Below are 12,619 nucleotides of genomic sequence, written 5' to 3'. Positions count from 1 at the left end.
AGGCGGCTGATCGCCGTAGTGTGTAGTTGTATTAGCCGGGACTCGATGTGTCAGCGATGTATCTAGGTAACTTCTTACCCTTCACTGACGAACACTCTGCGGCGTGGCATTGTCTGGACCGAGTCGAATGGCGTTTCCGTCACTGGTCCCGGCCATGGCCATTCTCTTCACGTGGCGGCGGCAATAGCCCTCTCGGAATCGACGGTGCAGCAACTGCCTGGAATCGGCTCTGTACAAGCGACTTTGCAACCGCCGGGGGCAGGGCTGCCATCGCCTTCGCGAATGCACCCGGCTTCCCGTTGCTCGACTGAATGAGGTGCTGCACCTCCGGGTGGGTATCGAATCGGGGATTCACCAGCAGCGCGTAATACGCGTATTGCTCAAGGTCGCTGCGATCGATAAAGCGGTACTTGAGCCAGGCTTCCGCGACAGCTCGCGAAATTCGACGATGCAACTGGGCATCGTTGTCGTCGAATTTCGTACCGAGCTGCTCTCCATATCGTTTTGCCAGAGAGCGCGACACATCCACGATCGGCAATCGCGTACTTCCAAGCATCTGCCCAGGGAATGCCAGTTCGATATGGTGGTCAGGGTAGAAGTGAATTTCGAGAATGCGTGATCCGATCGAATCCGGCGCTCTGGTGGGCAGCAACGATACGTCCGCCTCCGCCTGCAGCTTCTTCACTTGCTCGCCCGGCCGCCAGTCGTCTGCGTCGTAATACGTCCACCGAACCTTGAAATCAGTCCCTTTCAGCGCGTAACAGCAGGCGATACTGCCCTCTCCAGCGCCGGGTTCCAGATCACCACCACCGCGTGCCTTGTTTCCGAAACGGTCGCTGATCGTGAACCGAACAAGGTTGTACGGCAGGTAATTCAACGCTTCCGTCGAGACGTGCGTGTAGATCGGATCAGGATGGCTGCACGCGGCCGACGACACGCACAACATGCTTGCGGCCGCGATTCGGTGGCACGTCACGACAAAAAAAGCGGCCTACGCCGAGGCGACGAAGGCGAAACGGTACAGCATCTGCGCGGCTGACGGCCTTCATCTGACGCTCTCCTTCAATGCGTGGATGTCGCGCCTCCCTTGTAGCTTTTCGCCCATTCCTGGCTCTGCTTGGCGGCCTGGTCGATGCGTGCGGCGACGCGGTCGTCCTTCTTGCGCCGTGCCGCTTCCTTGTTGAAATTGGTCGAACCGAATTCGTCCTTGTCCCGCGTACGGAAGTACAGCGACGGTGCGAGCACGTGGTCCTGCCAGCTCGTCAACAAGGTATCGTGGACCAGCATGTCGAATAGCGCCATGACCTCCGGCGGAAGCGGATGCTTGCCCTCGATGCCTTCCTTCCAGGCCGACACGAGCTCCATCTCGGCTTCAGGCAGCATGGCCGCCTCGACCGCGTCCGCACTGGCCTTGTTATTGGAATCCCACGAATCCGGCATGTTGCGGATGCGCTCGGCGGATTGCTTCAAGCCCTCCTGGTACGGCGCGCGGCGCAGCTTCGTTGCCGCCTCCTTCTCGAGACGCTCCCAGACCGTCGAATAGTCCTTCGGTGCTTCCGCGATCAGCTTCTCATAGCGCTTTTGCGCCGCGTCGCTTGCCGCCTTCATTCCCCGCAGCTTCGCCTGATCCTCCGCGCTGCGACTGGCCAGCATGCTCATGTTGATGCCTTGTCGCTGCAACTCCCAGTCGAGTTGCGACTTCGCCGTCTTGCGCTGTAGATCGGCGTCGCTCATGTTGCGCTTCCAGTCGGCGACGGGGTCGGAGATCGTGCGGCGGAAGTCGGGATCCATGTAGCGGGCCGAGATCCAGCGCATGAAGACTTTCGAATGCTCCATGAAGTCGGCGCCGGGTTTGCGGGGGACGAGGGTGCGGTAGGCGTTGACCAGCGCTTTGATTCGAAATTCCTTACCACCGTACTTGATCGGATCCGAGAGCTTGAAGCGCTTGAACACTGGGGCGTTATACAGGTACAGATCCTCCATGGTGTCCATGACGGCACCCGCCTTGATCGCCTCCAGCAGCATGTCTTGCAGCGGAACTCTCATCAGCTCCGCGTTGAGCCCCAGGGATCCGCTCGGCGCGCCACCAACGACATCACAGCTCGTGCCCGGATAGAGAAACTGTTCGCCACGGGTTTTCTCGAGACTGTCGAGACGCTGATAGAAACGCATCTCATGTGCTGCGGCGAAATGGACGCAACGCTGCACGCTGGCCGGTATCGCGAGAGGACGATCCTTGAAGCTGGTCTTCAGCATACCCAGATAAGGCACCATTCCGATCAGCTCTCCGGCTTCCTCCGACATGACGGACGAAACGGCATCGAGCAATCCGACGAACTTGATCTGGATCGACACGCCTTCAATAGCGAGATCCGTGTCGTCCCTACGCTTGTATTTCTCCGCCAGATCGTTGATGAACGCGCGTGCAAGCACGCACCCCCGGTCCGCACCAAACACCGATACCTCGATGGCCCGAACTTTCGGCATCTGTTTCTTCACGGCCTCGTACGCAGCTTTGAACTGGTCCTTCGCTGCGATCAACCGGGTATCGACACCCGTTCCAAACGCCTTGGCCATGACGGAATTGTCACGCACGATCGGCACGTTCTCCATCGCTATGCCGACAAAAAGACTTCGCGCAACCGCCCAGCCCGCCTTCATCGGCGCGCCTTTGACGTTGTTCTTGAAGTCGTTCTTCGCGTTGCGCCACAGCAGCGTTCCGGTCGCCTTGGTTCGTTCCCAGTAACGCTCCTGCGATGCATTCAACACGTTCATCACACGCCGCGCCTGAGCGGGGATGTGCTCGATATCCTTCCGAAGATCCTGGAATGCCTTATCAATCGGTCGAAGCGAAAAATCTCCCTCGAGAAACCCGTCGAGGAGTTGCTTCTTGACGTCGTCGACACGCTGTTTCACGCTCGCCTGTTTGATCGGCTTATTGACGCGAGTGAACGACTTGGCGACCGACTCCGCTCCGCTTAATGCCTTCTTGCCCGCCATCTTGCCTGCGGCTACGCCTGCATTGATCCATTCATTGGCCTTGGCTGACTCGTTAAGCGGCGTGCCCAATCCCGAATAATAGAAGCGGAACCAGAACTGATTCGCGGGCCGCCTCGGATCCTTGAGGTCGCGATGCGCCTCCCAAAGCCGGGCGATATTGGAGTACTGCGAACTCGATTGATCGTCGATATCGCGATGGCGTCCGAATGCATCGAAGAAAAAGCCCATCCGAATCGTCGCCCCGCACGGCATGCAATCGCCCTTCGGGTACATCGTCGCGTTCTGGTTGGCGATTTGTGCGTAGACGGATGTCGGTGTTGCATCATCCGGATCGAGTTTGACTCTTTCAGCCATGCTTTTTCTCCTCTACGCGCGGCGGCGGAACCAGTCCGTCAGGTATGGACGGCACTGCAACCGGTTCGAACTTGCCACTCGTCAATTCGGCCAGGATATTTTTCGGCAACGATTGCATGGACTTCGCAAAAGCGCCCGGCTTGCTGGCATCCGCTTGCAACATGCGCTGGATCTCCGGATGCGAGTCAAAGCGATTATTCACGAGCAGATCGTAGTAGGCGTACTGCTTCAAATCGTCGAGATCGGTGAGGCGGTATTTCAGCCATGCCATTGCGACAACTCGCGCAACACGACGAAACTGTTGGTCTTCACGCTCGTCGTACCGCTTGCTCAATTGCGCCTGATACCGGCTCGCCATCCAGCGCGACACATCGATCATCGGAACGCGCGATTCATCCATCAGCGCGCCAGGAAACTGAAGCTCGACGTGGCGATCCGGATAGAAATGAACCTCGAGAATTCGATCACCTACCTTCTCTGGAACCTGCGACGGAGACAACGTAGCCTTTGCCTCGGCGTGAAGCGTTTCCTCGTTGCCTTTGTGCCACTGGTCGACGTCGACATAATTCCATTTGACCGTGAACTCGGTTCCTTGGAGTTTGTAGCAACACGTCACCCCGCCTCCGCCCCCCGGCAAACTATTCCCTCCGCCTGCCTTGTTTCCATGGGCATCGGTGATCGTAAATCCGTCCAGGTTGTACGGTAGATAGTTGTGAGCGATAACGGAAACACCGCTATATGTCGGCTCCGCTTTACCGCACGCCGCCATGGTCGTCACGAGCAGACACCCCGTCAGAACACGACTCGCCAGACTCGAAAATTTCGTTGCTCTATTCACTGATATTTTCCTTCCGAATATTGTCCAGCATGCGTTACCGGCGTATCCAGTGCATCGGTATCATTCCGCCCGTCGCGCAAGGCGCCCTTCTGTTGTTCCCCGAACCGCTCTCCGCGCAATCAACCATGCCGCGCCTCGTCCACACGTGGTGACGGTAGCAGGCCGTCGGGAACTGCCGGGACAGCCACGGGTTCGAAGCTGCCGCTCGCCAACGCGGACAACACGTTCTTCGGCAGGGCGTGCATCGACTTCGCGAACGTACCAGGTTGCCCGGCAGCAGTCTGCAAGATGCGCTGAACCGTCGGGTGCGAATCGAATCGGCTGTTCACAAGCAGGTCGAAGTACGCGTATTGCTCGAGATCACGCCGATCGGTCAGTCGGTATTTCAGCCACGCAGCGGCCACTGCACGCGCGATGCGTCGATGCGACTGCCCGTCCGTATCTGCAAACTTCCTGTCCAGTTGCGCCTGGTAGCGAGTCGCCATCCATCGGGAAACGTCGACGATCGGAATACGCGAACTGTCGAGAAGTTCACCAGGAAACTGAAGTTCGACGTGACGATCCGGATAGAAATGAACTTCGAGAATACGGCTGCCAACCTTCTCGGGAAGGGGTGACGGCGGCATCACAACTTTTTTCTCGACTTGCAGCTCGTGCGCATCGTCCATCCTCCATCGGTCTGCGTCGTAATACTTCCATTGGACCGTGAACTCGGAGCCCTTGAGTCGGTAGCAGCACGTCACGCTCCCACCACCCGCGCCCGGCGGGTCGTCCCCGCCTCCGCTTGCCTTGTTTCCAAACGCGTCGGTCACGGTGAAACCGCTCATGTTGTACGGCAGATAATTCCGGCCCATTACCGAAATCCCGCTATACACCGGTTCCGATTTCCCGCACGCGCTCAAAGCGGTCGCAAGCAGGAACATTCCCAGTACGGACCTACGCCACGCCACGAAGCGCCTCCAGCGATTCCCGCTCATGCGCATCGCGAATCGCATCCCACGCCGAATCGTCGATCGTCGCCAGCGCATCATTGAGCGTCGTCTGGCCGTGAGCCACGGCTCCAAGACACGCCTGCACGGCCGGATGCTCGTCGAATCGCGGCGAGACCAGCAAGCCCGTCATCACGTAGCGCTGCAATTCCGCTTCATCGGTAATCCCGTGCGCCGCAGCACGATCGAGTTGCTCGACGACCTGGTCATGCAGTTCCGCATCGGACAGGTGATCAACCATCGCCCCCATCGTCTCGCGAAACTTCAGCACGAGCTTGTCCGGATACCCGAGCTCGATCAGTTGCGCATGCTGTCGCTCGCTGAGGCCCGGCGCATCACCCGTCGGCATCGCGCCTTCGATCACCGGCGTGTCATTGCGCCACACGACCTCGTCAAGCCGCCGGTCGCGATACCGGATCTCGCCGAACGGCGCGACGAACTGCTGCGCCTGCGTGTCGCTCCACACCTGTCGAAGCCGCCCGAATACGTGGTTGTCGAAGAAAAACAGGTAGTACGCGCGACCGTTCGGCAGCGTGTACTTCACGTACTGGCGCAAATGCGCATCGAGCGCGTCGAACGACCACGCCGAGCATAACCACGTCACAGCATGCAGATCGACCGCATCCAGCCACAACTGGCGCAGCACACGATGCTGCTCGGCATCCTCGTCGTCGAGCGCCTGACGGTCGAATGCAATCAGGTATGGCGCGATATCCGTATAGGCATCCAGCCCGGTGTCGGTCCAAAGCGACGCGTGGCGCAGTCCGCGCACGGCTGCGAGCTGCGTGTCCAGCTCCTGATAGCCGCGCGTGTCGACAAGCACGTAAAGCCGCAGCGCGCGGCCGTCGTCGGCCTCGCGCTCCAGCGACGCCTTCAGCGTTTCCACGAATGCCGGCCATTCAGGCTCGCGAGGATTCGGCAGATCCGCGGCCATCTGGACGGTGTCATCCGTATCGTTGACTTCGTCCATCAATCCGCCTCGACCATCGATTCACGACCGCTGTGCGCATTCAGCACGCATTGCTTGCACGTACCGCCCGGCAACGCAGGCAGCGGATACTGCATGCTCGTCGGACCGCTGAACTGGTGCTGAGCACCCTTGAAATCGATCTTCCCCGGCGCGTGAATCTCGACGTTGCCGCCCTTGATCCGGATATAGGCACCACCCGACGTGAGCAGGATTTCCTGCTTCGCGGCCACGTCGACGGCGTCGGTCGCCGCCACCATCTTCACGCTCTTCTGCGCGGTGAGTTCGATGTTGTCCGCATGCGCCTGGAGCTCGACGTTGCCCTTCGCGGCGAACAGTTTCATCCCGGCGTTCTGCGCAAACAGGCTGATGCGATCCCGGATGCCGGCGATCAGCGACTTCCCGCTGGTGATGAACGTGCTTTCCCCGCTGACGATATTGGTCTGCCGGTCGCTGGCCAGATGCACCGACTGCTGCGACGCCACCCCGATCCCCGCCGGACTCGCGAACAGCATCACCGGCTCCTTGAACGCATTCGCATTGCCCGTCCCGCCGCCGGCTGTCCTGCCGCCGCCCGCCGTCGCGCCCGGCACGCCGTTCTGCGTCGCATCGGTGAATTGCTTCAGCGCATCGTGACCGCTGCCGAGACTCTCCGCCTGATGCGTCTCGCTGACCTGCGACATCGACTCGATCAGCCCCTTCGCATTGACGAGTTGCTGCTTCGCTTCGCTCACGTCGAGCGGCTGGCTGTTCGCCTGCTTCGGATGCGTCGTCACATACAAGCCCTGCCCGGCACGCATCGCGCCATACGCGTCCGTGCGCAGATCGAATCCGGACCCGAGATACGCGCCGCGCGTGTTGCCGTTCTGCTCGATCAGGTAGCCGAGATGCAGCAGCGAATTCGCGCTGCTGCTGAATAGGCGCGCGCGGTTCTGCCCGGTCGCGTCGTCGAGCACCATCTCGTTGTGCGCCGATCCCGCATATTCCTTCGACCGGAAGCCCGACAGGATCCCGTCGCTATGCCATTGCGGCTTGGCGGCACCGTTGTAGACGCGATGCATGACGATCGGCCGGTCGCAATCGCCGCCGATGTAGCCGATCAGCACTTCCTCACCAACCCGCGGAATATGCACGCCGCCATAACCCGCGCCGGTATCCGACTGCACGACGCGCATCCAGCACGACGCATTCTCGCGGCCTTCGCTCTGCCGGTCCCAGACGAACATGACCTTGATCCGGTTCAGTTCGTCGGTATAGACCTCCTCGCCCTTCGGCCCGACGACGACGGCGGTCTCGAGCTGCATCGCGGGCTTGCGGTGCTCGAACGGGCTGCGGTACGGCACGCTTGCCCGCTGCGCCTCGACCTCGACGAGATAAAACCCGGCGGAGCCGTCGTCATGCCCGACCTCGAACGCAGCCGCTTCCCCGTGACCGGCCTTCACGCGTGCCAGCTGATCCTGCAGGCTATGCGGGAAGTTCGCTTCGTGGTCCGAGATCGGCAGATTGTTCTCAATGAACCGCGTGACGCCAATGGCCGCGAACTCGCGATCGCCCGCCGAATCGCGGTCGTGCTCGGGATGGCCGGTCAGCGTGAAACGCCGGCCGGCATCGATCGCGCGCGCGCCACCCGCGCCGAAGAAGCGCTTCGCACGCGACTCCCACTCCTCGAGGCGAATCTTCGACAGGTGTTCGCCGCGGTCCTGCCCCGGATACGTGTACGCGCCGGTGTATTCGTAGATTTCCGCCTGGTTGGGCAGATCGCCCTGGCCGGCCTTCGTCGGCAACGTCGTGCCGTTCGGGCTGCCCGCCGACGACGGCGATTTGTAGTCGAACGTGCGCGTCGTGTGCTGCGTGCTCTGCAACGTCCGCGACGCGGCCCATTGCGTGAAACCGGCCGTTTCGGTGCCCATGCCCGCGCGGTCGAACGTGACGGCATTCGGCGACAGCGCATCGACCGCATGCAGGTCATCGGTGATGACGAGCGTATGTGCCTTCCCGTCCTCGCTGTGCCGCCAGAAACCGAACAGCCCTTCGTCCTCCATCAGCCGGTGCACGAAGTTCCAGTCGGTTTCGCTCTGGCGGCAGTATGACCGGGACGGCAACGGCTGCGACAGCGCGAACTGGTATTGGCCCTTGGCCTGCGGATGCGTATCGAACACGTCGGCGAGAATCTCGTCGACCGGCTTGTCCTGCCAGTACCGCATGTCGCTGCGGAACTTGAGGAAGTGCATCCACGACGCGAAGCGCAGCTGGTAACTCGACAGGCTGCCGTCAGCGCCGAGCCGCCGCGCCGTGTGGATATAGCCGTTGATCGGCAGATACGACTTGTCCGCCTGCTGGATCCACAGCGTGATCGGCTGCGCGATCAGCGTCTTGAGCTCGACGTCGCTCGCGGTGGACACCAGATCGAGTGCAACGCTGAAATCGCGGCCGAGCTCGGAACGGGTCACGGCGCGGCGCGGCACGAGTGCATTGTTCGGTAGCGACGGGATGTCCGTCTTCAGCAGGCGGTCCTGCTGAATCAGGCCACCGCGGATCGCCTGTGCCAGTTCGGTCACGTTCATGCGTTTTCCTGTTCTTGTTGCCGCGAGCCGCACCGGGCCCGCGCTCTCAGGTCAAGGTTCCGTCGTTCAGGACTGCTCGTCGGGCCTCACCCCGAGCAGCTCACGGATATGCGACAGCGACCCGTCGTCCTTCACGACGCTCTCGAGCCACTTGTGCAGCGGCATGTCGGCCCATTCGGCAGCCTTGTCCGCGAGATACGCGACCGGGCTGTGCGGCTCGGTCTGGCGGAAATAACGCGCGACCGCACGCAACTGGTCGACGGCCTGCGCACGGTTCTGGATGCCGGCGATCATTTGCGTCACCGGCGGACGCGGAGCGGTCTGCGGCTGCACATGGGTCTCCTCGGTATGGAACGCATCGCCGAAGCTCGGCTCGATGCGCTCGGGCTGCGCCTGCTGTGCCGACGGCGCATGCGGCGCGCTGCCCGTATAGCCCTGCTCGCGTGCAAAGCGCTCGGCGAGCCGGTATACGGTCTCGAACGCGTCGCGCGTCTGCCGGAAGCTCGGCGCCGAATCGCCCGCGCGTTCGACGAGCCGCTCCTCGAACGCGTCGAGCGCAATCTCGAACGCCTTGAGGTTCGCGAGCAGCGCCGTGTAGAACGCGATCGGCGTCACGCGCCGCGACGCATCGACCTGCTCGACCGACGGTTTGCCGCGCGCGATGTCGTCCGCGTGTTCGGGGTCGCGCTTCACGGCCTGCGCCACGTGCTGCGCAACCTCCCAGTCGAGCGTGGTGAACGCGTTCGACGCGCCTTCCGTCACGGGAATGCCGCGCAGCAGTTCGGCCGTGCGGCCGGACAGCCATGTGACGTTGCCGAGCCGGTATTCGACGTCGTCGCCCTCGGGCAGCGGATGCACCGTGTCCCAGTAGTCGCGGCACAGGCCTTCCAGCAGCGCATAGCCTTCGGTGAGGCCGGTGATGCCGTCCTCCAGCGCGAGCGCCTCGGTCAGCCACACGGCGAGCCGCAGGTCCTTCGTGCGCGTGCGCAACAGCTCGCCCGCGTGATCGACGACGAAGCCCCAGTCGGCCTCCTTGATCTCGGTTACCCACTCGCCCTGGTCGAGCGTCGGATCGTCATAGCGGCGCGCGTCCTGGATCGCGTCGAATTCGTTCGAGAACAGCAGGTCGTCGCCGCTGGGCGACGCATCGCTGATCGGCGTCAGCAGCTCGGGGAGATTGATCGGCATGGTTCGGTCAGTTCATCTGTGCGTGTTGCGCGGCCGCGCTCATTCGACGGTGTACGCGAATTCGCCGGCCTCGTCCGCGCGCACCGCGATGCGCGCGATGGCCGCGCCGTCGGCGATCCGGCCGAGCACGTGGCCCGCGATCTCCGGCAGCAGCGTGCCGTTCAGGATATGGTCGACGTTGCGGGCGCCCGAATCGACCTCGGTGCAGCGCGCGAGCACCGCATCGACGAGCGATTCGTCCCATTCGAACGCGGCCTTGTGGTTCGCTTCGATGCGACGGCGGATCCGTTCGAGCTTCAGGTCGATGATCTCGGCCAGCACGTCGTCGGAAATCGGGTAGTACGGCACGACCTTCATCCGGCCGAGGAACGCCGGCTTGAACGTCTTGTACAGCTGCGGGCGCAGCGCCTCGGCAAGTGCGTCCGGATCAGGCAGTTCCTCGGCCGGCTTGTTCAGGCACGCCTGCATCACCGCGGCCGAGCCGACGTTCGACGTCAGGATGATCAGCGTGTTGCGGAAGTCGATCTCGCGCCCTTCGGCGTCGTCCATCGTGCCCTTGTCGAACACCTGGAAGAACATCTCGAGCACGTCCGGGTGCGCCTTCTCGACCTCGTCGAGCAGCACGACGGAATACGGGTTGCGACGCACGGCCTCGGTCAGCACACCACCCTCGCCGTAGCCGACGTAACCCGGCGGCGAACCCTTCAGGCCCGACACGCTGTGCGCTTCCTGGTACTCGCTCATGTTGATCGTGACCATCTTGCGCTCGCCGCCGTACAGGATGTCGGCCAGCGCGAGCGCCGTCTCGGTCTTGCCGACACCCGACGGCCCGACGAACATGAACACGCCGCGCGGCTTGTTCGGATCCTCAAGGTTCGCGGTCGCCGTGCGCACGCGCTGCGCGATCGCGTCGAGCGCATGGTCCTGCCCGATCACGCGCGCGGTCAGCAGCGGTTGCAGGTTCAGCACGGTGTCGATCTCGTCCTTCACCATCCGGCCGAGCGGAATGCCCGTCCACGCGGCGACGATCTCGGCGACGACGTGGCCGTCGACCTGCAGCGGCACCATCGGCTCGCCGCCCTGCAGCGCGTGCAGCGCCGCGACACGTTCGGCCAGTTTCTCGCGCGTGGCCGGCACATCGACCGGCTCGCCGTCTTCCGACGGGCCGCGCGCCTTGTCGAGCGTGTCGCGCAATTCGCTGATCTCGGCGACGATCACGCGCTCGGCCTCATAGCGCGCCTCGTCCTCGGTCAATTGCGCGAGCGCCGTGTCGCGCGCGCCGCGCAGTTCGCCGAGCCGCTCGTCGTGCGACGCGCCGCCCGCCGCTTCGCGCTCCAGCGACGCGATTTCCGCGTCGATGCGCTCGATGCGCTTCTTGGTGTCGTCGATCGCCGCCGGCGTTGCGCTGTGCGCGAGCGCGACCTTCGCGCACGCGGTGTCGAGCACGCTGATCGCCTTGTCCGGCAGCTGGCGGCCGCTGATGTAGCGATGCGACAGGCGCACGGCCTCGGTGATCGCGTCGTCGAGGATCCGCACGTTGAAGTGCTTCTCCATCAGTCCGGACATCCCGCGCAGCATCGCCGCGGCGAGCGGCTCGCTCGGCTCCTCGACCTTCACGACCTGGAAGCGCCGCGCGAGCGCCGCATCCTTCTCGAAGTACTTCTTGTATTCACTCCACGTCGTCGCGGCGATCGTGCGCAACTCGCCGCGCGCGAGTGCCGGCTTCAGCAGGTTCGCCGCGTCGTTCTGGCCGGCCTGGCCGCCCGCGCCGATGATGGTGTGCGCCTCGTCGATGAACAGGATGATCGGGTGCGCGCTCTTCTTCACCTCGTCGATCACGCTCTTCAGGCGGTTCTCGAACTCGCCCTTCACGCTCGCGCCGGCCTGCAGCAGCCCCATGTCGAGCACGTGCAGCGCGACGCCGCGCAACGGCGGCGGCACGTCGTCGGCCGCGATCCGCAGCGCGAGACCCTCGACGACCGCCGTTTTGCCGACGCCGGCCTCGCCGGTCATGATCGGGTTGTTCTGGCGGCGGCGCATCAGGATGTCGATCGCCTGGCGGATCTCCGCTTCGCGGCCGATCACCGGGTCGATCTTGCCATCGCGCGCGCGCTGCGTGAGGTTGGTGGTGTACGTGTCGAGCGCGGGCGTCTTCGACGGGCCCGCCACGGGTGCGGCGCCGTCGGCGGCCGGCGCGACGTCGCCGCCTTCCGCATCCGGCTGGCGCGGTTCGGCCTCGCTCGAGCCGGCCATGATCTCGTCGAACTTGTGCTTCAGATCCGTCACGTTCATTTCCGCGAACTGCGACGACATGCGCTGCGCGAATTGCGCGAGATCGGGCGCGGTCAGCAGCGCGAGCAGCAGGTGCCCCGAGCGGATGCGGCCGAGCTGCGAATCGAGCGACGCGATCAGCCACGCCTGCTCGAACAGAGCGATCAGGTGCACGGAGAACACCGGCGTGCGCGTATTGCCCGTCTTCAGGCGCGTGAGCTCGCGCTCGAGATCGGCGCGCAGCGCATGCGGATCGACGCGGCTTGCGCGCAGCGCGAGCGGCAGGTCGCCCGTCGCTTCCTCGAGCAGCGCGAGGAACAGGTGCTCCAGATCGACCTCGTAATGGCCGCGCGCCAGGCACGCGCTCGCCGCCCGCTCGGTCGCGTGCCGGCACAGCGGATTCAGTTTCGTGATCAGGGTCTTCAGAGGCGTGCTCATGGCGTCGATC

Annotated in this window: 8 protein-coding genes; all 8 read right to left on the bottom strand. The window is 63.3% G+C overall.

Annotated elements, in window-relative coordinates:
- Nucleotides 1–139: 139 nt before the first annotated feature.
- Entirely contained in the window at nucleotides 140–946 is an 807-nt protein-coding gene (locus DIE22_RS28100) for a DUF3304 domain-containing protein (RefSeq protein ID WP_124606554.1), read from the bottom strand.
- Nucleotides 947–1,062: 116 nt separating this feature from the next.
- Entirely contained in the window at nucleotides 1,063–3,354 is a 2,292-nt protein-coding gene (locus tag DIE22_RS28095; RefSeq protein WP_124500719.1) for a DUF2235 domain-containing protein, read from the bottom strand.
- Complete coding sequence (locus DIE22_RS28090; RefSeq protein ID WP_124500733.1) at nucleotides 3,347–4,123, bottom strand: DUF3304 domain-containing protein; 777 nt, start codon at nucleotides 4,121–4,123, stop codon at nucleotides 3,347–3,349. Before DIE22_RS28090 ends, DIE22_RS28095 begins: the two co-directional genes overlap by 8 nt.
- 188 nt (nucleotides 4,124–4,311) lie before the next feature.
- Nucleotides 4,312–5,115: a DUF3304 domain-containing protein gene (locus DIE22_RS28085; protein WP_124500720.1), complete on the bottom strand. Its 804-nt coding sequence runs from the start codon at nucleotides 5,113–5,115 to the stop codon at nucleotides 4,312–4,314.
- Between the two features lie 13 nt (nucleotides 5,116–5,128).
- Entirely contained in the window at nucleotides 5,129–6,151 is a 1,023-nt protein-coding gene (locus tag DIE22_RS28080) for a DUF4123 domain-containing protein (RefSeq protein ID WP_124606553.1), read from the bottom strand.
- Nucleotides 6,151–8,712, bottom strand: coding sequence for a type VI secretion system Vgr family protein (locus tag DIE22_RS28075; RefSeq protein ID WP_124606552.1), 2,562 nt, complete (start codon nucleotides 8,710–8,712; stop codon nucleotides 6,151–6,153). Before DIE22_RS28075 ends, DIE22_RS28080 begins: the two co-directional genes overlap by 1 nt.
- Before the next feature lie 66 nt (nucleotides 8,713–8,778).
- Entirely contained in the window at nucleotides 8,779–9,900 is a 1,122-nt protein-coding gene (gene tssA, locus DIE22_RS28070) for a type VI secretion system protein TssA (protein ID WP_124606551.1), read from the bottom strand.
- Between the two features lie 39 nt (nucleotides 9,901–9,939).
- Nucleotides 9,940–12,609 carry a type VI secretion system ATPase TssH gene (gene tssH / locus DIE22_RS28065; protein WP_124606550.1) on the bottom strand — a complete coding sequence of 890 codons (2,670 nt, stop codon included), beginning with the start codon at nucleotides 12,607–12,609 and terminating at the stop codon, nucleotides 9,940–9,942.
- Between the last annotated feature and the right edge of the window lie 10 nt (nucleotides 12,610–12,619).

Source organism: Burkholderia sp. Bp9142, assembly GCF_003853415.1.
GTDB lineage: Bacteria > Pseudomonadota > Gammaproteobacteria > Burkholderiales > Burkholderiaceae > Burkholderia.
The sequence above is the reverse complement of the archived record's forward strand: the minus strand, read 5'-3'. Positions and strand labels throughout refer to the sequence as shown.